The following is a 21048-nucleotide window of genomic DNA, read 5'->3' on the forward strand; positions in this document are numbered from 1 at the left end:
CCGCCCCCCTCCCGCCCCCCTTTTTTTTCCGCGGGCGCCCCCCCAGCCCTCCCCTCCCCGACCCACCCCCCTACCCACCCCGCCGCCCCCCCGCCCCCCCCCCCCCGGACCGGACAGGCTGAAAGCACGCGCCCGACCGCAGCCCGCAGGGAACCCGCGGCCCGGTCGGGAGGGGGCGCGCCCCCGGGCTAGGAGTGGCCCAGGTCTGCCGAGGCCTCGTCCGTGTCCGGGGACACGGAACCCCCGTCCCGCGCCGGCCGCAACGGAAACGCGTCCGCCGTCACCGAGTCCAGCACCGGCGCCGACGGCACCGGCGGCTTCGGCATGATCGCCGCCTCGGAGTGGCCGCCGCACCCGTACGCGAGGGAGACCACACGCCCGTCCGCCGGGGAGAACTCGTTCGCGCAGACACCGAACGCCTGTCCCAGCGAGCCCCCCACCGGCATCAGGAACGCGCAGGTCACACAGGACGCCGGGGCCGCCTGGGCCATCGGCGTCTTCGCGCCGAACGCCTCCTCCCAGCGGTCCGCCGCCGCGTGCAGGCCGTACCGGGACAGGACCCGGGGGCGGGCCATGCCCATTTCCTCCGCGAGCGCCGCGATCTGGCCGCGCCCGGTGCTGTCGGCCCCCGCCGACACCGCCTCCGCCCGGTCCGTCAGCTCCGCGTCCTCCGCGTCGACGCGCTCCGCCAGGTCGTGGGAGGGCGCCCCGGCCGCCAGGGCCGAGTTCGGCGGGACCTCGTCCTCGCCCGTGTAGCCCGGCTCCAGCCGCAGGTCGTCCGCCTCGGTGGGCAGCAGGTCCCCCGGGCCCATGTCCCCGGGCCGCAGCCGCTCGCTCCACGGCACCCACTCCGGCGCGAGGAGCGCGTCGGGGCCGGGCAGCAGGACGGTCTCGTCGAGGGTGACGATCTTGGCGCGGGAGGCGCGGGCGACCGTGACGGCCCAGCGCCAGCCCCGGTAGCCCGGTTCCTTGCACTCGAAGAGATGCGTGACGACCCGGTCCCCCTCGGAGACGAGGCCCACATGCTCGCCGACCACCCCGGGCGCCGCGGTCTCCTCCGCCGCCTCCCGGGCGAGGTCTACCGCCTCGGCGCACAGACGGTCGGGGGTACGGCTTCGCGTCGTCGCAGCACTCACAGGTCTCGCTTCTCTCCTACGCCGTCTCACGGGTGCGCGCGCCGGAACGGGAGGTACGGGGCGGTGGGCGGAGCGGACCTGGGGGCCGCATCGACGTCCACGCGCCCGGACCGATCAGTTTCCGGGCACACCTGACGTCATCCATTCTGCGGGATGCCGAAGAGGCGCGCGGCCGAGAACAACCGCCGGTGGCGCGCTGTGCACGCTACCCCCTTCACCGCTCCCCGCCCACATGCCCGTCCCAACACGAGCCGAACCGGTGCCCCGCGCACGGCTTCCCGCACCCGCCCCGGACCCGGAGGCGCACCGGGTCGCACCCCGGACGCACACCCGCCGGGCGGCGGACAGACGGCGAACACACGGCGGACCCGCGGCACACACGCCACGAACCCGTCGCGAACACGCCGGGCCAGGGAACACGATCACGGTTCGCGGCGGCGGTCGTTGGGGCACTATGACGAGGTGGCAGCCGCGAGGTCGTCCGACGACTCCCCCGGGCCGCTCCGCCGAGCGGGCCGGGCGGCCGGGCGTGCCCTGCACCGCCCGTTCACCGGCACCGCCCGCGGCATCCGCAAGGCGACGCACGCGCACGGCGCGGGCGAGTCGGGCCTCGGGAAACTGATCGAGCTGCACGCGGTGAACGGCGCGGGCGACGTCATGATCACGGTCGCCCTCGCCTCCACGGTCTTCTTCTCCGTCCCGACGGACGAGGCGCGCGGCCGGGTCGCGCTCTACCTCGCCGTGACCCTCGCGCCCTTCGCCCTGCTCGCCCCGGTGATCGGCCCGCTGCTGGACCGCATCCCGCACGGCCGGCGCGCGGCGATGGCCGGGGCGATGCTCGCCCGGGCCATGCTCGCCATCCTGATGTCGGGCGCGGTCGCCACCGGCGGCCTGGAGCTGTACCCGGCGGCGCTCGGGGTGCTGGTGTCCTCCAAGGCGTACGGAGTGGTGCGCAGCGCCGTGGTGCCACGGCTGCTGCCACCGAAGATCTCCCTGGTCAAGGCGAACTCCCGGGTCACCCTCGCGGGCCTGCTGGCGACCGGGATCGCCGCCCCGATCGGGGCGGGCCTCCAGATGGTCGGACCGCAGTGGCCGCTGTACGGCGCGTGCGCGCTCTTCGTGCTGGGCACCTTCTGGGCGTTCACCATGCCGCCGAAGGTCGACTCGGCGAAGGGCGAGAGCAAGGCGCACATGCTCACCCACGGCGAGAAGAAGCCGAGCCTGCGGACGGTCGGCCCCTCGGTGCTGCACGGCCTCCAGGCGAACGCGGCCCACCGCGGCCTCTCCGGCTTCCTGATCTTCTTCCTGGCGTTCCTGCTGCGCGAGCATCCGCTGGCGGGCCAGTCGGCGGCGGTGTCGCTGGGGATAGTGGGCGTGGCGGCCGGGGTGGGCAACGCGGTGGGCACGGCGGTGGGCGCCTGGCTCAGAGCCCGCGCCCCGGAGGTGATCATCGCGACGATGCTGTCCCTGGTACTGACGGCGGCGATCCTGACGGCGGTCTTCTTCGGCGCGGGCATGGTCGCGGTCCTCGGCGCGACGGCGGGCTTCTCGCAGGCGCTGTCCAAGCTGTCCCTGGACGCGCTGATCCAGCGGGACGTGCCGGAACAGGTCCGCACCTCGGCGTTCGCCCGCTCCGAGACGGTGCTCCAGATGTCCTGGGTGGTGGGCGGGGCGATCGGCATCGCGCTGCCGCTCAACGGCTCGCTGGGCATGTCGGTGGCGGCGGGCATCGTGGCCGCCGGAGCCCTGGCGGCGGGCCGCGGCCTGCTCTCGGCCTCCCGCCGCAGCACCCCGCCCGGCCGCGCCCGGGTCGCCTGAGGGGGCCGCGCGGGACCGGGTCCGCCGTGCGCCCGCCACAGCCGCCCGCCCCGGCCGCCCGTACGCCCCACGGGGCAAACCCGCCGCCGCGCCGTACCCCCGCGACACGGGGACCACCCGGCCCGATAGCCTTCGGACCATGACCGTTGCGTTCTTCTCCGGCAAGCGCCGCCGGGCCGTCGCCGCTCTCGGCGCCGTGTCCGCCGGGCTCCTCGTCCTCTCCGCCTGCGACAAGCCGACCCCGCTCGCCACCGTGACGGTCGGTTCGGACTCCGTCAACACCGAGGCCACCTGCTACAACGACGGCAAGGCCCTCAAGGAGTCCGAGGTGCAGGACTGCCTCACCAAGGGCACTCCCACCAAGATCTCCTTCAACATGGACGACAAGGTCCGCCTGGGCGTGGACCCGGAGATCGCCGACAACGGCTGGACGCTGCTCTTCGGCACGCAGCCGGTCGAGCAGGAGCCGTACAAGAAGACGTACCGGACGATCCCCGGCAACGCGTTCTTCTCCTCGCAGACCGGTGAGCCGACCGACAAGGCCGACGTCAACATCCTGGAGACGTCCGGCAAGAAGGTCATCGGCATCTACCGCTTCCAGTTCGAGAAGAAGGACGCCTGACCCCGCCGTCCCCGGACGGCACGGAGCGGAGGGTGCCCGGGATGCGCGTCCTCGTCGTGACCGCCGTCGAGGCGGAGGCGTCGGCCGTCGCCGGGCCGTCCTCCGGCGACGGCGGACCGGGCGCCCTGCCCGGCGGGTACGCGCTGCTGCGCTCCGGCCCGCTGGACGTCCTCGTCGCCGGGATCGGGCCCGCCGCCGCTGCGGCGGGCACCGCGACCGCGCTGGCCGCCGCCGGGCCCGGGGCCTACGGGCTCGTGGTGTCCGCCGGCATCGGCGGCGGTTTCGCCGGCCGGGCGCCCGTCGCCTCCCTCGTCGTCGCCGACGCGATCGTGGCCGCCGACCTCGGTGCCGAGACCCCCGACGGCTTCGCGCCCGTCGACGCCCTCGGCTTCGGCCGCAGCGTCCACCACCCGCCCGCCGGCCTGTCCGCGCTCCTCGCGCGGGAGGCGGGCGCCGTCCACGCCCCCGTACTGACCGTGTCGACCGTGACCGGCACCGCCGGGCGGGCCGCCGAGCTCACGGCGCGTCACCCCCGGGCCGCCGCCGAGGCCATGGAGGGCTTCGGCGTCGCGGAGGCGGCCGCCGCGCACGGTCTGCCGGTGTGCGAGATCCGCGCCGTGTCCAACCCCGTCGGCCCGCGCGACCGCGCCGCCTGGCGGATCGGCGACGCCCTCGCCGCGCTGGGCGGGGCCTTCGGCCGGCTCGTCCCCGTCCTGCGGGCGCACCCGTTCCCGTCCCGACCGGAGTCGTCATGAGCCTGAAGATCGCCTACTCGCCGTGCCCGAACGACACCTTCGTCTTCGACGCCTGGGCGCACGGCCGCGTCCCGGACGCCCCGGAGCTGGACGTCACCTTCGCGGACATCGACGTCACCAACGGCATGGCCGAGCGCGGGGAGCTGGACGTCCTCAAGGTCTCGTACGCGGTGCTGCCCTGGGTGCTGGACGACTACGCGCTGCTGCCCTGCGGCGGCGCGCTGGGCCGGGGCTGCGGACCGCTGGTGCTGACGCGCGAGCCGGGCGTCGACCTGACCGGCCGGACGGTCGCGGTGCCGAGCGAGCGCTCGACGGCGTATCTGCTCTTCCGGCTGTGGGCGGCGGACGCGGTCCCGGGCGGGATCGGCGAGGTCGTGGTGATGCCGTTCCACGAGATCATGCCCGCGGTACGGGACGGGAAGGTGGACGCCGGTCTGGTGATCCACGAGGCCCGCTTCACCTACGGGCAGTACGGGCTGCACTCCCTCGCGGACATGGGCGAGCACTGGGAGGCGACGACCGGCCTGCCGATCCCGCTGGGCGCGATCATCGCCAAGCGGTCCCTGGGCGCGGACACCCTGCGCCGGCTCGCGGACGCGGCGCGCGCCTCGGTGCGGATGGCCTGGGACGACCCGGCGGCCTCCCGCCCGTACGTCCTGGAGCACGCGCAGGAGATGGACCCGGCGGTGGCCGACCAGCACATCGGCCTGTACGTCAACGAGTTCACCCACGACCTGGGCGTCGACGGCTACGCGGCCGTGCGGGGCCTGCTCACGCGCGCGGCGGCCGAGGGGCTGGTGCCGCCCCTCAAGCCGGACGCGCTCGCGTTCGTGTGACGGTGGCCGTGTGGCCGTGTGACGGTGGCTTCGGTGGTCGTGGTGGCGAGTGGGGGGCCGAGGGCGTTCGGGGGCCTTCCGGGCTCAGACGTCGAGTTGGTCGGCGACCGCCCGCAGCAGGCCGGCGATCTTCTTGCCCTGGGTCTTCTCCGGGTAGCGGCCGCGCTCCAGCATCGGCGTGATGTTCTCCAGGAGCGTGGTCAGGTCCTGCACGATGGACGCCAGTTCGTCCGGCTTGCGGCGCTGGGCCGCGGCGACGGACGGGGTCGGGTCGAGCAGGGTCACGGACAGTGCCTGGTCCCCGCGCTGGCCGGCCACCACGCCGAACTCGACCCGCTGGCCGGGCTTGAGCACGTCGACCCCGGACGGGAGCACGGAGGAGTGGACGAAGACGTCGCCGCCGTCGTCGCGGGAGAGAAAGCCGAAGCCCTTCTCGCTGTTGAACCACTTGACCTTGCCGGTGGGCACGTCTGTCCTCGTCCTCGTACTCGTGGGGCGCCGGTGGCACCGCATGCGGGGCGCCGGAAATCGGCTCTGGATAGCACTACAGCGGGTCGCCCTGACCCGCCAACCCCAAGGCTAATGGTCCAGAGGCTGGTGACAAGACGTCCCCGATCGGTTCCTGCGCGCTGGGGAACTACCCTGGCCGAATGACTGCTACTCCTCCGGCCGCCTCCGCCGACTCCGCCGCACCGGGCGACGGTCTGGTTCGCGTCGGCGCGATCGTGTTCATCGTGGGCGCGGTGGCCACTTTGGTCACTGTTGCCCCGCTGTTCCTGGGCACCGAGCCGTTCCCGACAGTGGCGTACGCCGTGTCGATGCTGATGGGAGTGGGTTTTCTGATCGCCGGGGCCGGGGTGCTGCGGTCCATCGCGGCGCAGCGGCGTCAGGCCGGATCCGCTCGGTCCTGACCGCGCTCCGGCCGGATTCCGCCGGTCCGTTCGGGCGGTGGGCGACCGGATCCGGCCGCGGGAGGCCGGGACGGGCGGGGGCAGGGGGGCCGGCCGGGGGCCGTCCGCTTCCGTGCCGGGGACCCGTCCCGGATCAGACGGCCACCGGGCGGCCGTCGAGATGGGCCTCCAGCCAGGCCGGGAACGCGGTGAGGTCGGCCAGGACCACGTCCGCGCCCGCCGCGCGCAGCGCCGCCTCGTCGCAGGGCCCGGTGGGCACCGCGACCGACAGGGCGCCGGCGGCCCGGGCGCCGCGCACATCGCCGATGTGGTCGCCGACGTACACGCTCGCGCCGTGCTCGCGCAGCGCCTCCGCCTTGGCCTCCGCCCACAGCCAGCCGATGGTCTCGTCCGGCTCGATGCCCAGGTGGGCGAGGTGCAGCTCGGCGTTCGGCTCGTGCTTGGCGGTGACGACGACCGCCCGCCCGCCGAGCACGCGCACCGCCGTGATCGCCTCCCGGGCGCCGGGCATCGCGGGCGTCGGCTCGACCGCGTACGCGGGGTAGATCTCGCGGTAGCGGTCGCCCATCTCCCGCACCCGCTCGTCGGGGAACCAGTGCGCCAGCTCCTGTTCGAGCGGCGGGCCGAGCCGGGTGACCGCCAGGTCGGCGTCGATCCACACCCCGGTCTCGGCCGCCAGGGCCGTGTACGCGGCGTGGATGCCGGGCCGCGAGTCGATCAGCGTCATATCGAGGTCGAAGCCGACGGTGAACGGCGGCCGGGCGGCGGGCTGCGAGGTCATGGGCCCATTGTGCCGAGAGGGCGGGACGGGCCCGGGGGCGGGCCGGGCGCGACCCGCGGGGGCTCGGCCCGGGGCTCCGGGCCCGGGGCTTTCGCATCGGGTCAGCGCACCCGGGTCGCCGGGCGGGCCCGCCACAGCAGGTACAGGGCCGTGGCGACGGCCGCGCCCTTGAGGACCCACGGCCAGGTGCCGGTCAGCACCTCGCGCATGCCGTCCTGCGGAATCGGTTCGCCCCAGCGGCCGTTGACGCGCCCCCAGAGCCAGACCAGCCCGCCCGCCACCGCCGCGCCGGGCAGATAGAGGACGGCGGTCTTCGACTGTCCCGCCGTCAGCCGCCGTGAGCCGTACGCGATGAGCCAGCCGCCCGCGAGCGGCAGCAGGGAGCCGAGCGCCGCGCCGGTCAGCAGCAGCGCGGCGGCGAGGAGGAGCAGCGGGTTGGCGAGCCGGACCCGGGCCGGGGGCGCCGCCACGACGGGTTCGGCCACCACCGCCTCGGGCGGGTCGGCCCGGCGCAGCACCCGGGGCAGCCGGGCGCGCAGGCCCCGGCGGGCGGGGGCCGCGTCGGTCCCGGTCTCGTCCTCGGCGTCCGCGTCCTCGTCTCCGGTGCCGGGGGCCGGGTCGTCCTCCTCCGGGGGCGGGCGCAGTATCTCCGGCACCTCGATGCCGCCGACGAACCCGCCGACCCGTTCCCCGGCGCCGAACGGCCCGGTCTCGATCCGCCACCAGTCGGGGCGGGCGGCGGCGGGGCCGAGTTCGTCCATGCCCGCGAGGTGGGGCGGCGAGGCGCCGGCCGGGGCGGCGGGCGCGTCCTGCGCGGGCGCCTGCTTGTCCCGGGGGCGGGGCCGCGGGATACGGAGGCGGCCGCGGGGGCGGGCGGGCGGGGCGGGGTCGCCCGCCGGGCTGGGGCCGTCTGCCGGGGCGGGCGTGGCCGGGTCCGGGCGGCGGGCCCCGGCTTCCGGGCCGGGCCCGGACCGGTCCGGACCCGGGGCCCCCGGGTCCGGCAGCGGAACGCCGGGCGCGGGGCCCGTACCGCCCGCGTCCCGGTCCCCCGGTGCCACGCCCGCGCCCGTGCCCGTGGACCAGCCCACCGGCGTGGCCGTGGCCGTGCCCCGGTCCGCGCCGCCCCGGGTGTCCTCCGCCGCCGAGGCCACCACCTCCGCCGGTGTGCCGAGCCGGCCCAGGATGCGCCGGACCCCGGCCGGGCTGCCGCCGCCGGTCCGGGACCGCTGCTTCTCGATCTCGCCGCGCAGCGAGGTCACCAGCCGCATCCGGTCCCCGGACGGCAACTGGGCCTGCTGGGCCAGGTCGCCGACCCGGCTCAGATAGTCGTAGACGAGCTGATCGCTCTCGATCCCCACGGCCGTCCCCTGCGCTCCCCTGCGTCGCTCGCGTCGCTCATACCGTCCGCGCCCCTGCCCCGGCCGCACGCGACGGCCCGGCGCGGTCCGCCGGAGCGGGCCGCCCTGCCCCCGACGGTAGCGCTCCAGCGGCTACCGTGGGGCGGATGGGGACGATGCCCGAGGGAAGCGGTGGCAGCGGCAGCGCCACCGGACCGCGCACGCTCGCCGAGGCGCTGCGCGCCCGCGCCGACGAGGAACTGGCGGCGCTGCTGCGCGCCCGGCCCGATCTGCTGAGCCCGGTGCCGAACGACGTCACCCAGCTCGCCACCCGCGCCGGCACCCGGGCCTCCGTGGTCCGCGCCCTGGAGCGCCTGGACCGCTTCACCCTCCAGACCGCCGAGGCGCTCGCGGTCGCCCCCGACCCGGCGCCGTACGAGACGCTGAGCGCCCTGCTCACGGGCGACGAAGCGGACCAGGCGATCGAGGCCGCGCTGCCGGGCGCCCTCGCCGAACTGCGCCGCCAGGCCCTGGTCTGGGGCGGGGACGACCGGCTGCGGCTGGTGCGCACCGCCCGTGAACTGCTGGCGCCGTCCCCGACCCGGCCCTCCCCGACCGGTCTCGGGCCGACGGTCTCGGAGGCGACGGCCGGGATGTCCCCGGGCCGCCTCCAGGAGATCGTCGCGGCGGCCGGGCTGCCGCCGACACACGATCCGGTGTCGGCGGTCGCCGCGTTGACGGCCCTCTTCACGGACCGGGAGCGGATGGGACACCTGCTGGACACCGCCCCGCCGGAGGCCCTGACGGTCCTGGACCGGCTGGTGTGGGGCCCGCCGTACGGGGAGGTCACGGCCACGCCCGCGCCGCCGGTGCGCTGGCTGCGGGACCGGGGTCTGCTGCTGCCCGCGTCGGCGCGCACGGTGGTGCTGCCCCGGGAGGCGGCGCTGCATCTGCGCGCGGGGCGGGCGCACCGCGCGCCGGAGCCGGTGCCACCGGAGCCCGTGGTGACCGCCGAGCGCCGTCCACAGGTTGTGGACAGCGCGGCGGCCGGGCAGGCGTACACGGCCCTCGCCACCGTCGAGGACCTGCTGAAGGACTGGCACGAGGGCGGCCCGGCGGTGCTGCGTTCCGGCGGGCTCTCCGTCCGCGACCTCAAGCGCACGGCGGTGGCCCTGGACACGAGCGAGCCGCTGGCCGCGTTCTGGCTGGAACTCGCCTACGCGGCCGGGCTGCTGGCCTCGGACGGCGAGGCGGACGAGCGGTACGCGCCGACCCCGGCGTACGACGAGTGGCTGGAGCGCCCGGCGGCGGACCGCTGGGCGGACCTGGCCTCGGCGTGGCTGGCGGGGACCCGCGCCCCGGGGCTGGTCGGCGGGCAGGACGGCAGGGGCCGGGCGCTCTCCGCGCTCGGCCCGGACCTGGACCGTTCGGCGGTCCTGGAGGTCCGGCTGCGGGTCCTCGGGCTGCTCGCCGCCCTCACGGAGGGGTCCGTTCCGGACGCGGGTTCGGTGCGGGAGCGGCTGCGCTGGGAGCGCCCGCTGCGGGGGGACGCCTCGGCCCGGGCGTCGGCGGCTGCGGTGGCTCCGGGGTCGGGGGGCGCGCGTGATCTGCGGGACCGGGCGGTGGACTGGACCCTCTCCGAGGCCGAACTGCTGGGCGTGACGGGGCGGGGCGCGCTCTCCGCCCACGCGCGGGCGCTGCTGCCCCCGGAGGCGACCGGCCCAGGGGCGGGCGGGGACCCGGACGCGGGCGGGGTCCCGGAAGCGGACCGGGCTCCCGGCACCGACCGCACCCCGGAGGCCGCCGAGGCCCGCCGGGCCCGGGCCGCCACCCTCCTCGCACCGCTCCTCCCCGAGCCGCTGGACCACGTCCTGCTCCAGGCCGACCTCACCGCCGTCGCCCCCGGCCCGCTGGAACGCCCCCTCGCCGAGACCCTGTCCGTCCTCGCGGACGTGGAGTCCAAGGGCGGCGCCACCGTCTACCGCTTCACCCCCGGCTCCGTGCGCCGCGCCCTGGACGCCGGCCGCACCGCGTCCGACCTGCACACCTTCCTCGCGGCCCACTCCCGTACGCCGGTGCCGCAGCCGCTCAGCTATCTGATCGACGACGTGGCCCGGCGCCACGGCCATCTGCGCATCGGCGCGGCGGGCGCCTATGTCCGCTGCGACGACGACACCCTGCTCGGCGAGATCCTGGCGGACCGGCGCGCCCAGCCCCTGGGCCTGCGCCGGCTCGCGCCCACCGTGCTCGCCGCCCAGGCGGACCCCGGCACGCTGCTGGAGGGCCTGCGCGCCATGGGGTACGCGCCGGCCGCCGAGTCCGCGGAGGGCGACGTCCTGATCACCCGCGCGCACGCCCGGCGCACCCCGCCGCGCACGCCCCCGGCACCCGTCCCGGACGGCCCGCCGGTCCCGGACCGCACCCTGCTCGGCGCGGCCGTCCGCGCGATCCGGGCGGGCGACCGGGCGGCGACGGTGGAACGCAAGCCCCTCCCGTCCGCCGCCGCGCGCCCCCTCGCCAACGGTGAACTCCCGCGCACCACCGCCGCCGAGACCCTGGCCACGGTCCAGGCGGCGGCCCTCACCGGCTCCGCCCTGTGGATCGGCTACGTCAACGCGGACGGCGCCGCCAGCCAGCGCGTGATCGCCCCGGTGCGGGTGGAGGGCGGCTTTGTGACGGGCTACGACCACACGGCGGACGAGGTCCGCACCTATCCGCTGCACCGCATCACGGGCGTCGCGGAACTCGCCGACGACTGAAACCTCGCGGACGAGCCGGCAACCGGCCCGCCGACGACTGAGGGACGGGACGCCCCGGCCCGGGAGCCGGACGCGCCCTCAGGGCCCGGACGCCGGCGCCACCTTCTCCGCGCCGATCCGGCGCGCCCGCTGCGTGCCCCACGCGCCGAGCGGGGCCAGCGCCGCGTTGAGCGAGACGCCGTCCTCGGTCAGCGAGTACTCGACCTTCGGCGGCACCTGCCGGTACACCTCGCGGTGGACGAGCCCGTCCTCCTCCATCTCCCGCAGATGCTGGATCAGCATCTTCTCGCTGACACCGGGCAGCCCCCGGCGCAGTTCGGCGAAGCGCCGCGTCCCGAAGGTGTCCAGCTCCCACAGGATCAGCGGCTTCCACTTGCCCGTGACCACGTCCATCGCCGCGTCGATCCCGCAGAAGTACGGGCCGGACCGGGGCCGGCCGCCCGGCTTGCCCTGCCCGCCACTCGCCGTTCGCTCCGCCATCCCGGCCCGCCTCCCCGCACTCGTACTCCCCGTACTCACCAGAAGGTAAGTACCCCACTAATTAGTCCGTACTGGTCAACGGTAGCCGCTGCGACCACGATCGAGACAACGGCGGAACAACGCCGCCGCAACCCCACCGCAGCCCCACCGAGGAGCCGAGACCATGACCGGAACAGCGCCCGCCACCACACCCGTGACCGTGCTCGGGCTCGGCGCGATGGGTGCCGCCCTCGCCCGCGCCCTGGTCGCGGCCGGGCACCCGGCCACCGTGTGGAACCGCTCGCCGGGGAAGGCGGAGGAGCTGGTGGCACTGGGCGCCGAGGCCGCCGCCACCCCCGGGGAGGCGGTCCGGGCGAGCCGGCTGGTGATCGTCTGCCTGCTGGACCACGCCTCCGTCCGCGAGGTGCTCGACCCGCTCACCGGCGACCTCGCGGGCCGCACCCTGGTCAACGTCACCACCACCTCCCCGGACCAGGCCCGCGCCTCGGCCGCCTGGGCCGCCGACGCCGGTATCGACTACCTGGACGGCGGGATCATGGCCGTGCCCGAGATGATCGGCGCCCCCGGCTCCTCGGTCCTCTACAGCGGCTCGGCCACCGCCTTCACCGAGCACCGGAAGCTGCTGGACCTCTGGGGCGAGAGCGAGTTCTTCGGCGAGGACGCGGGCCTCGCCTCCCTCTACGACCTCGCGCTGCTCGCCGGGATGTACGTGATGTTCGCCGGCTTCCTCCAGGGCGCGGCCATGGTCGCCCCGGCAGGGGTCACCGCCCGCGAGTTCGCCGCCCGGTCCGCGCCGTGGCTGTCCGCGATGACCGGCGGCCTCGCCGAGTACGCGGAGGTGGTCGACGGCGGCGACTACACCGTCCCCGGCCAGCAGAGCCTGCGCTTCTCCGACCTGGGCGACATCCTCGCCGCCGCCGCGGAGCAGGGCGTCGGCGACGAGCCGGTCGCCATGGTCCAGCGCCTCATCCGCCGCCAGATCGACGCGGGCCACGGCGACGAGGGCTTCGCCCGCGTCTACGAGAGCATCCGCCGCGGCCCACGCTGAGAGCCCCGGGGCCGCCCGCCGACGTTCCGCCAGGTCCCGCGACCGGCGTACGGGATACGGACGCAAGTCAGCGCATCGCTGCGGCCTTCTGGTCCAGCAACCCACCGACGAGCACATCCACATCGGTCCACGGGTTGCTGAGGTGGCCCTTCTCTGCTCTGGCTCGCAACGTTCCTGCCCGCGCGCAGGCCCGACCGTGCAACGTGCGCAGCGACTCATAGTCCACATGCTTCCGGTCGGATCGATAGCCACTGACGTCGAGTTGTTCCAGCGCCCGCTGAGCGGCCACCGAAGTGCGATAGCCGTGGAGATCCTGAAAGTGGAGCAGCAACCAGAGCTCGAAGCAGGGGTTCGACAGGGCCACCTTGATGCCGTGATCCCGTGCCGTGCGCAACGCCGACGCAAGGTCGGGGTGGGGCACGGGTGCCTCCACGTCCATGACACACCACACATCGTCGTAGGCCGCCGAGCGGTCGGCTCGGCTCGTGGGAGCTCGCTTCTTGTGTTTCACCGCGGCCCGGACCAACTCCGTGGGGACCCCGTGCGCCGGGCCGAGTTCAATCTGCACGGGGATTCCCCGGAGGTCGGTCTTCAGACCTCGGAAGTACTGGTCCTCCGTGCACTCCCCCTCGCAATAGATGAGGACCCTACGCAGCTCCGGGCGCCGACTTCTCCCCCGGGTCAGCGACTTTCCCCGCCCCATGGGCCCCTCCGCTCGACAGGTCATTCACCAGACGCTTCAGGAGCGCGTCGTCGAGATACGGCAACGCCCCATAACGACCGGACAAGTACCGTTTCTCGATGTTGTCCTTCGCCGCCCTCGAATCCCTTACGTGGAAGTCTGTGACGGGGAAAAGCCGGGTAGCACAGGTATCGGCGTCCTTCTCGGTGAACCAGATCTGGTCACGGAAGAGTTCGATCCTGGCATTGCCCCCTAGGAGGGACGCTTCGTGTGTCGTGAACACCAGCTGTGCACCGTTGCGATTGGTCTCGGGATTCTGGAAGAGACCGACAAGCGCATCCGTGAGATACGGATGCAGGCGAGCATCGAGTTCATCGACGCACAGGACACCGCCGTCGCGCAGGGAGACGACAACCGGGCCGAGCATTCCGATCCACGTCCGGGTCCCGCTCGACTCCTCCTGGATATCCAACCCGAACACCCCTTCGTGGGTGCGGTGATCCACCTGGACACGGTGACGGGGAAACCCTTCCACTCTCCTCAGACGCTTCCCCAGGGCCTTCTCCAGCGCCTCGGTGACCCGCCCCTGCTCCGCCTTCATGTGCTCGTCCTGGTCTCGGACACGCAACCCTTCGACCCCAAGGTCCGCGAAGCGCAGCAGCTCTGCCAATGAGGCGGGCATCTGACGTGCTCCCCCATCCGCGGGCCGGCGAAAGAGCTCCACTGTGAAGTCGAGCCGTTCGGCGAAATCGTTGTCCGTGGCAACCCTGATCCCGTTGCGGAACCACCGGTACAGCGCACCGAGACGTTCATGGCCCTGGGCGGCCGCAACAGACAAGTACAGGCTGTTGGGACGCAGGAGTTCAGAGATCGTCTTCCGACGCCCGGTGAGCCAGCGGCCGAATTTCACCGATTCAGGACCATCCCCGGTGCGCTCGTAGAGCCGTCGGCGGTTTCCTTCCGGAAAGTAGAAGAGCCACTCCTCAAGCACCTTCTCGTCATCCACCGTGAAGCCGTACTCGTACCGCGTCCCGTCCACGACGAGATCCATCTCGTAGGTGCTCGGGAAGGCTCCCGGGTCGCTGCGCAGCTGAAACGGTCGGCGAGGCACGCCGCCGCCCGGGTCCCAGCTGCGGAACGATGACAGGACAGCCCACCGCATCCACATCACCGCGCCCAGAGCGTTGGACTTGCCGGATGCGTTGGGGCCGTAGACAGCGGCGACCGGCACTGCGTGGTGCGAGCTTCCGGGCACTGACCGTTCCGCCCGGTCGGGCCGCCGCACACCGTCAGCGATCATGGACAGAGCCTGCTCGTCCCTCAGTGACGCATGGTTGGTGACACGGAAACGGAGCAGCATCCCGACCCCTCTCTGCGCACTCGGCCATGCTGTTTGTGTGGCGTTATCGTCGGGACCCGACGATAACGCCACACAAACAGCAAACACCACCCCCTTCACCCGTCCGGGAAGCCTCCCGTGCTCCCATTCGCTTCCCAGTTCCTCTCCCAGAAGCGGAGCCCCCACCGGGAGACCGGGTGCGGCACACTGGAGGTTTGGCCCGCGCCGAAGGGATGCACGTACGTGAACGGACCTCTCATCGTCCAGAGCGACAAGACCCTCCTCCTGGAGGTCGACCACGAGCTGGCCGACGCCTGTCGTCGCGCCATCGCGCCCTTCGCCGAGCTGGAGCGCGCGCCGGAGCACATCCACACCTACCGGGTGACCCCGCTGGGGCTGTGGAACGCGCGGGCCGCCGGGCACGACGCCGAGCAGGTGGTGGACGCGCTCGTCGAGTACTCGCGCTATCCCGTGCCGCACGCGCTCCTCGTGGATGTCGCCGAGACGATGGCCCGGTACGGGCGGCTCACCCTCTCCAAGCACCCCGTGCACGGGCTGGTCCTCACCACGACCGACCGGCCGGTGCTGGAGGAGATCCTGCGGTCCAGGAAGATCCAGCCGCTGGTCGGCAACCGGATCGACCCGGACACCGTGGCCGTGCACCCCTCCGAGCGCGGGCAGATCAAGCAGACGCTGCTGAAGCTGGGCTGGCCCGCCGAGGACCTGGCCGGGTACGTCGACGGCGAGGCCCACCCCATCGAGCTGGCCGAGGACGGCTGGGCGCTGCGCCCGTACCAGACGCAGGCCGTGGAGGGCTTCTGGCACGGCGGCTCGGGCGTCGTGGTGCTGCCCTGCGGCGCGGGGAAGACCCTGGTGGGCGCGGGGGCGATGGCGCAGGCGAAGGCGACCACGCTGATCCTCGTCACCAACACCGTCTCGGCCCGCCAGTGGAAGCACGAGCTGGTGCGGCGGACCTCGCTGACCGAGGACGAGATCGGCGAGTACAGCGGCACCAAGAAGGAGATCCGCCCGGTCACCATCGCCACCTACCAGGTGCTGACGACCAAGCGGAAGGGCGTCTACCCGCACTTGGAGCTGTTCGACTCCCGTGACTGGGGCCTGATCGTCTACGACGAGGTGCATCTGCTGCCCGCGCCCGTCTTCAAGTTCACCGCCGACCTCCAGGCCCGCCGCCGGCTCGGGCTGACCGCGACCCTGGTGCGCGAGGACGGCCGCGAGTCGGACGTGTTCTCGCTGATCGGGCCGAAGCGCTTCGACGCCCCCTGGAAGGAGATCGAGGCGCAGGGCTACATCGCCCCGGCCGACTGCGTGGAGGTCCGGGTCAACCTCACGGAGTCGGAGCGGCTCGCCTACGCGACGGCCGAGACCGAGGAGAAGTACCGCTTCTGCGCGACGACCGCGAGCAAGCGGAAGGTCACCGAGCGGCTGGTCCGCAAGCACCGGGGGCAGCAGATCCTGGTCATCGGCCAGTACATCGACCAGCTCGACGAACTCGGCGAGCATCTGGACGCCCCCGTGATCAAGGGGGAGACGCCGAACTCCCAGCGCGAGAAGCTGTTCGACGCCTTCCGCAACGGCGAGATCAGCGTGCTGGTGGTCTCCAAGGTCGCGAACTTCTCGATCGACCTGCCGGAGGCGACCATCGCCATCCAGGTCTCGGGCACCTTCGGCTCCCGCCAGGAGGAGGCCCAGCGCCTCGGCCGGGTGCTGCGCCCGAAGGCGGACGGCCACAAGGCGCACTTCTACTCGGTCGTCGCCCGCGACACCATCGACCAGGACTTCGCGGCCCACCGCCAGCGCTTCCTGGCGGAGCAGGGCTACGCCTACCGGATCGTGGACGCGGACGACCTGCTGTCCGGGGCAGCGGAACCGGAGGGCGAACAGGCGTAGCGGCGCAGCGGCCTCGTGGCGTCGCGGCCTCGCGGGGTCACGGCCTCGCGGGGTCACGGCCTCGCGGGGCTCAGTCGGCGAGGGCGAGCAGCGGGCCCGTGACCAGCAGGCCGTACTGGAGCCACAGCAGCGTCGCCCGGGTGGTGCGGCTCAGGGCGTCACGGGAGGCGGCGGCCGCCACGGAGCCGGGGAGCAGGGAGAGCCCCAGCGCCCACAGGGCGGCCAGGGCGAAGCCGCCCGCCGCGCCGTCGCCCGGCTCGTAGGCGTCGATCAGCATCAGCAGGAAGGTGCCCAGCAGCGCGGGCACGAAGAGGGCGAGCCCGATCAGGGCGGCGACGCGGGTACCGCCGGTGGAGACCTCTTCGGGGTCGCGGAGCAGGTTCGACGTGGTCATGGGTCCAGCACACCGGACGGCGGGAGCGGGGCCCATCCGCGCGGGTACTCAGGCACGTACTCATCGGGTCCGCCGTGTACTCACGCGGCGGGCCGGCCGGGCGGCGGGGGCGCTGGCGGTTCAGCGGCGGCGGACGCCCGCCTCCTCGCCGTACTCGCCCAGGACCGTCACCGAGAACAGGGTCTCGGCGAAGACCTTGACCGCGCGCAGGGCGTTGCCGAGGCGGTGCGGGGCGTGGTGGACGGAACCGGTGGCGGTGGCACCGCGGCGCGGGGCGGCGCCCGGACCGGCCGGGTTGCCTGGGGTGAAGGTCGCTGTGCTCATGTATCCAGAGTGGACCCGTTCACCCGCTCGGAGCATCGGCCGCGGGGACCGATCACGGTCCCCGGCGCGTACGACTCGCGGCAGACGCCGTCCCCTTCAAGGAGGACGGACGCCCCTGAGAGCCCCTGACCCGGGAGCCCACGGGGAGGTCCCGGACGGGCGGGCGGCGCGGAAAAGCGTTCGCGGCCGGGCGGGCGGCTGGCTAGAATCGCCGGCTTGCCCCGGGTCGTGCCCGGGACCTCCCCGCCTCCCTCGCCGGAGTGCCGCCGCCCGGTTGGAAACCGGCCGGTCCGCCATGTCGTGATCACGCAGCAGCGCCCTTCCGCGGCGGTCCGCTGCGTCCTGTCGAGCCGGAGGCAACCCGTGCCCGCGCACGTTCCCCACCCCGCGTCCCCGACCACCGACCCCGGGTCGGGCCCCGGTCCCGGCGCCCGTGACCCCCTCGGGCGGGAGCAGGCGCACCTCGCCGCCTCCCGGGCCGCGCTGCGCGCGATGCGCGAGGAGGTCGAAGGGCTCGACATCCGGGACGTCACCGCGAACTGGGTCAACGCGGCCGTGCTGGAGTCCCAGATCGAACAGCGCGTCAAGGCGCTGGCCGACCTCGCGCACACCCCGCTGTTCTTCGGCCGCCTCGACTACCTGCCCACCGTCCAGGAGGGCCAGAGCTTCTACATCGGCCGCCGCCATGTCCACGACGCCGACGGCACGCCCATGGTGATCGACTGGCGCGCCCCCGTCTCCCAGCCCTTCTACCGCGCCTCCCGCAAGGACCCGCACGAGGTCGCCCTGCGCCGCCGCTTCGGCTACACCGGCGGCGAGCTGACCGCGTACGAGGACGAGCACCTGACGGACCCGGACGAGGCCGACCGCACCTCCGCCCTCCTCCGGGCGGAGATCGAGCGCCCCCGCGTCGGCCCGATGCGGGACATCGTGGCGACGATCCAGCCCGAGCAGGACGAGATCGTCCGCAGCGGCCTCGCCGGCACGGTGTGCGTGCAGGGCGGGCCCGGCACCGGGAAGACGGCCGTGGGCCTGCACCGGGTCGCGTACCTCCTCTACGCGCACCGGGAGCGGCTGGCGCGCACCGGCACCCTGGTCATCGGGCCGAACCGTTCCTTCCTGCACTACATCGAGCAGGTGCTGCCCGCGCTGGGCGAGCTGGAGGTGAAGCAGTCCACGGTGGACGACCTGGTCGCCCATGTCGAGGTGCGGGGCACGGACACCGCCGGGGCCGCCGTGGTGAAGGGCGACGCCCGGATGGCGACGGTCCTGCGCCGGGCGCTGCGCTCGCACGTCGTGCCGCCCGCCGAGCCGGTCGTGGTGGTCCGCGGCTCCCGGCGCTGGCGCATCCCGGCATACGAACTGGCCGAGATCGTCGAGGAGTTGCTGGCCCGCGACATCCGGTACGGGGCCGCCCGCGAGGCACTGCCGCAGCGGATCGCGCACGCGGTGCTGGTGCGCATGGAGGAGTCCGGGGAGGCGCCGGACGACCGGGTGCAGGACGCGGTCGCCCGCAACGCGGCGGTGAAGGCGGCGGTCAAGGAGATCTGGCCGCCCGTCGACCCGGCGAAGCTGGTGCTGCGGCTGCTGTCGGACGCGGAGTTCCTGGCCGCCCACGGGGAGGGCGTCCTCACGCCGGACGAGCAGTCGGCGATCCTGCTGGAGCGGCCGCCGCGCAGCCCTCGGACCGCGAAGTGGTCGGCGGCGGACGCGGTGCTGATCGACGAGGCGACGGACCTGGTGCGGCGCACCCAGTCGCTCGGCCATGTCGTCCTCGACGAGGCGCAGGACCTCTCCCCGATGCAGTACCGGGCGGTGGGCCGCCGGTGCACGACCGGGTCCGCGACGGTCCTGGGCGACCTGGCGCAGGGCACCACCCCGTGGGCGACGGACTCCTGGACGCAGGCGCTGGCGCACCTCGGCAAGCCGGAGGCGGCGGTCGAGGAGCTGACGGCGGGCTTCCGTGTGCCGCGCGAGGTGATCGCGTACGCCTCGCGCCTGCTGCCGCACATGTCGCCGGGGCTCGCGCCGGTCTCCTCGGTCCGGGAGAACCCCGGTTCCTTCACGGTCCGGGCGGTCGGCGCGACGGCCGGGGCGGAGCGGGACGCGGCCGGGGCCGGGGCGGAGCCGGCCGGGGCCGGGGCGGAGCGGGACGCGGCCGTCGTCGCCGCCTGCGCCGAGTCCCTGGAACGGGAGGGGTCGATCGGTCTGATCGCGGCGGACGCCCGGATTCCGGCCCTCGCGGCGGCGCTGACCGCCGCGGGTATGCCCTATCTCGCCCCCGGCGAGGAGACGACGGCCCGCTCCCGGCTGACTCTGGTCCCGGCCTCCCTCGCCAAGGGCCTGGAGTACGACTACGTGGTCCTGGACGAGCCCGCCGCCGTGGTCGCCGGCGAACCGGACCGGCGCACCGGGCTGCGCCGGCTGTATGTGGCCCTGACCCGGGCGGTCTCGGGCCTGGTCGTGGTGCACGCGGAGCCGCTGCCGGACGAGCTGGCCGGCCCTGTGGCGTCCGCCGCCCTGTGAGCTGCGTCTCACCGCGTCAACCGGTCGGGGCGCGGGGTGCGTAGTTGCGCATGAGTACGACCTGCATGTGAGTACGACCTGCGCGTGAGTACGACCTGACCAGCGAGGAGACCGCCGTGACCGGACAGCCCGTGGCCGCAGAGCCCCCGGCCGGAGTGCCGCGTTGACCGAGGAGGAGTTCGCCGCCTTCTACGCGCACTCCGCCGGGCGCATCACCGGCCAGGTGTACGTCATGACGGGGGACTTCCATGAGGCGCAGGACGTCGTGCAGGAGGCGTTCGTCCGGGCCTGGGACCGCCGCCGGGTCCTGGACCGGGGGCTGGGGCCGGAGGCGTGGGTGCGCACCGTCGCATGGCGGCTGGCCGTCAGCCGCTGGCGGCGGGCGCGCCGGGGCAGGCTGGCCTGGCTGCGCAGCGGCGCCGGGGGCGCGGTGCCGGAGGGCGTCCCGGACCCGGGGGCGGTGGACGTGGCGGCGGCGCTGCGGCGGCTGCCGCCCCGGCAGCGGCAGTGCGCGGCGCTGTACTACGTCTGCGATCTGCCGGTGGAGGCGGTCGCGGCGGAGACCGGCCTCTCGGCGGGCACGGTCAAGACCCATCTCGCCCGGGCCCGCGCGGCCCTCGCCACCAGCCTGGACGACCCGTCCCGTTCCGGTGACCCGTCCCGCCGTACCGGTGACCCGTCCCGTACGTCCGAATCCGCCCGCCCCGCCCACGCCGTGGAGGACCGTGATGCCTGAAGGGATGACCGAAGGGACGCCCGGGGGGACCCCGGAGCGCGAGGACGACCGGGTGGCCGCGCTGCTGCGGGGCGCCGCCGGGGCGGCGTCCTCGCACGCCCGCCCGGCGGGGCTCGGCGCCATCGCGGCGGGGGGCCGGCGGCGCCGGCGCCGCCGGCTGGCGGTGGCGGCGGGCGCGGGAACGGCCTGCGCGGCGGCGGTCGTCGCGTTCACGGTGGCCGCGCTGTCGGGGCCGCCGCGGGGCGCCGAACTGCCCGCCTCACCGGACGTGGTGCCCACCGCCCCGCCGTCCGGCACGGAACCGACGGGCGGACCGAGCGGGCTGCCGACCACCCCGCCGACGGGCGACGCCTCGGTGTCGGTCCCGCCGGAGTCCCCCGAGGGCTCGGAGTTCCCGGCGGGCACGGCCACGACCGGCTCCCCGGGCGCGGACCCCACCGGCAGCCCGCCCCCGTACACCGGCGGCCCGGGCACCACTCCCCCGGCGACGACCACGATGCCGGGCGGGTGACCCGGAGCCGGGGCCGCGTCCGACACGGCGCTCCCGGTCATGGAGTCGGCGCGGAGGATCAACGCGCCGCACTCCATGTTCCGCGAGGATCTCAGGTGCCCGTGGGCCGAATACGTCGACCGGGCCCCGGGCCGAGTGAAGG

General features: G+C 74.6%; 20 protein-coding genes. 11 read left to right on the forward strand and 9 right to left on the reverse strand.

All coding sequences use genetic code 11. From position 1 onward, the window contains the following. Positions 1-188 precede the first annotated feature (188 nt). Positions 189-1136: a DUF3027 domain-containing protein gene (locus ABZ457_RS25755; protein WP_359161655.1), complete on the reverse strand. Its 948-nt coding sequence runs from the start codon at positions 1134-1136 to the stop codon at positions 189-191. Between the two features lie 462 nt (positions 1137-1598). Here ABZ457_RS25755 and ABZ457_RS25760 point away from each other — a divergent pair, with 462 nt between their 5' ends. From ABZ457_RS25760 to ABZ457_RS25775, 4 genes are all read left to right on the forward strand, one after another. Then, on the forward strand, positions 1599-2954 hold the full coding sequence (locus tag ABZ457_RS25760; RefSeq protein WP_359161658.1) for an MFS transporter: 1356 nt from the start codon (positions 1599-1601) through the stop codon (positions 2952-2954). A gap of 139 nt (positions 2955-3093) precedes the next feature. Continuing rightward, complete coding sequence (locus ABZ457_RS25765; RefSeq protein ID WP_359161665.1) at positions 3094-3576, forward strand: DUF2771 domain-containing protein; 483 nt, start codon at positions 3094-3096, stop codon at positions 3574-3576. A 41-nt stretch (positions 3577-3617) separates the two neighbouring features. Continuing rightward, a complete protein-coding gene (locus tag ABZ457_RS25770) occupies positions 3618-4331 on the forward strand; it encodes a futalosine hydrolase (protein ID WP_359161668.1) in 714 nt (237 codons plus the stop codon). Next, positions 4328-5167, forward strand: a complete 840-nt coding sequence (locus tag ABZ457_RS25775; RefSeq protein WP_359161671.1) for a 1,4-dihydroxy-6-naphthoate synthase — start codon at positions 4328-4330, stop codon at positions 5165-5167. The genes ABZ457_RS25770 and ABZ457_RS25775 overlap by 4 nt, the downstream gene beginning before the upstream one ends. Before the next feature lie 84 nt (positions 5168-5251). On the opposite strand, the gene ABZ457_RS25780 is transcribed toward ABZ457_RS25775, so the two are convergent. After that, a complete protein-coding gene (locus tag ABZ457_RS25780) occupies positions 5252-5635 on the reverse strand; it encodes a cold-shock protein (RefSeq protein WP_018847073.1) in 384 nt (127 codons plus the stop codon). Positions 5636-5817: 182 nt separating this feature from the next. On the opposite strand from ABZ457_RS25780, the gene ABZ457_RS25785 reads away from it, so the two are divergent. Further along, entirely contained in the window at positions 5818-6078 is a 261-nt protein-coding gene (locus ABZ457_RS25785) for a hypothetical protein (RefSeq protein ID WP_018847074.1), read from the forward strand. Positions 6079-6211: 133 nt separating this feature from the next. Here ABZ457_RS25785 and ABZ457_RS25790 read toward each other — a convergent pair whose 3' ends face one another. Both ABZ457_RS25790 and ABZ457_RS25795 read right to left on the reverse strand, forming a co-directional pair. Continuing rightward, a complete protein-coding gene (locus ABZ457_RS25790; RefSeq protein ID WP_359161676.1) occupies positions 6212-6859 on the reverse strand; it encodes an HAD family hydrolase in 648 nt (215 codons plus the stop codon). Positions 6860-6960: 101 nt separating this feature from the next. After that, on the reverse strand, positions 6961-8217 hold the full coding sequence (locus ABZ457_RS25795; protein WP_359161678.1) for a hypothetical protein: 1257 nt from the start codon (positions 8215-8217) through the stop codon (positions 6961-6963). Positions 8218-8372: 155 nt separating this feature from the next. On the opposite strand from ABZ457_RS25795, the gene ABZ457_RS25800 reads away from it, so the two are divergent. Beyond that, positions 8373-10955 (forward strand): helicase-associated domain-containing protein, encoded by a 2583-nt coding sequence (locus ABZ457_RS25800; protein WP_359161768.1) that lies wholly within the window; start codon positions 8373-8375, stop codon positions 10953-10955. A gap of 78 nt (positions 10956-11033) precedes the next feature. Here ABZ457_RS25800 and ABZ457_RS25805 read toward each other — a convergent pair whose 3' ends face one another. Next, positions 11034-11435, reverse strand: coding sequence for a helix-turn-helix domain-containing protein (locus ABZ457_RS25805; protein ID WP_359161681.1), 402 nt, complete (start codon positions 11433-11435; stop codon positions 11034-11036). Positions 11436-11598: 163 nt separating this feature from the next. Here ABZ457_RS25805 and ABZ457_RS25810 point away from each other — a divergent pair, with 163 nt between their 5' ends. Further along, the gene (locus ABZ457_RS25810) at positions 11599-12483 is read left to right on the forward strand and encodes an NAD(P)-binding domain-containing protein (protein ID WP_359161684.1); all 885 of its coding nucleotides are present in this window, start codon (positions 11599-11601) and stop codon (positions 12481-12483) included. 67 nt (positions 12484-12550) lie between these two features. Here the strand turns inward: ABZ457_RS25810 and ABZ457_RS25815 are convergent, their stop codons facing one another. Both ABZ457_RS25815 and ABZ457_RS25820 read right to left on the reverse strand, forming a co-directional pair. Continuing rightward, complete coding sequence (locus ABZ457_RS25815) at positions 12551-13210, reverse strand: RloB family protein (protein WP_359161687.1); 660 nt, start codon at positions 13208-13210, stop codon at positions 12551-12553. Beyond that, positions 13131-14465, reverse strand: a complete 1335-nt coding sequence (locus ABZ457_RS25820; RefSeq protein WP_359161689.1) for an ATP-binding protein — start codon at positions 14463-14465, stop codon at positions 13131-13133. The genes ABZ457_RS25815 and ABZ457_RS25820 overlap by 80 nt, the downstream gene beginning before the upstream one ends. 282 nt (positions 14466-14747) lie before the next feature. On the opposite strand from ABZ457_RS25820, the gene ABZ457_RS25825 reads away from it, so the two are divergent. Next, a complete protein-coding gene (locus tag ABZ457_RS25825; RefSeq protein WP_359161692.1) occupies positions 14748-16415 on the forward strand; it encodes a DNA repair helicase XPB in 1668 nt (555 codons plus the stop codon). A gap of 70 nt (positions 16416-16485) precedes the next feature. Here the strand turns inward: ABZ457_RS25825 and ABZ457_RS25830 are convergent, their stop codons facing one another. Both ABZ457_RS25830 and ABZ457_RS25835 read right to left on the reverse strand, forming a co-directional pair. Next, positions 16486-16809, reverse strand: coding sequence for a hypothetical protein (locus ABZ457_RS25830; RefSeq protein ID WP_359161695.1), 324 nt, complete (start codon positions 16807-16809; stop codon positions 16486-16488). 120 nt (positions 16810-16929) lie between these two features. Then, on the reverse strand, positions 16930-17133 hold the full coding sequence (locus ABZ457_RS25835; protein WP_359161698.1) for a hypothetical protein: 204 nt from the start codon (positions 17131-17133) through the stop codon (positions 16930-16932). A gap of 363 nt (positions 17134-17496) precedes the next feature. On the opposite strand from ABZ457_RS25835, the gene ABZ457_RS25840 reads away from it, so the two are divergent. The 3 genes from ABZ457_RS25840 to ABZ457_RS25850 all read left to right on the forward strand — a co-directional run bounded on the left by ABZ457_RS25840 (position 17497) and on the right by ABZ457_RS25850 (position 20906). Then, the gene (locus tag ABZ457_RS25840) at positions 17497-19659 is read left to right on the forward strand and encodes a UvrD-helicase domain-containing protein (RefSeq protein WP_359161701.1); all 2163 of its coding nucleotides are present in this window, start codon (positions 17497-17499) and stop codon (positions 19657-19659) included. A 163-nt stretch (positions 19660-19822) separates the two neighbouring features. Beyond that, entirely contained in the window at positions 19823-20395 is a 573-nt protein-coding gene (locus tag ABZ457_RS25845; RefSeq protein ID WP_359161703.1) for a SigE family RNA polymerase sigma factor, read from the forward strand. A 4-nt stretch (positions 20396-20399) separates the two neighbouring features. Next, positions 20400-20906 carry a hypothetical protein gene (locus ABZ457_RS25850; protein WP_359161706.1) on the forward strand — a complete coding sequence of 169 codons (507 nt, stop codon included), beginning with the start codon at positions 20400-20402 and terminating at the stop codon, positions 20904-20906. The last annotated feature ends 142 nt before the right edge of the window (positions 20907-21048 follow it).

Origin of the sequence: Streptomyces sp. NPDC005805, from assembly GCF_040630445.1 — a bacterium.
Lineage (GTDB): Bacteria > Actinomycetota > Actinomycetes > Streptomycetales > Streptomycetaceae > Streptomyces.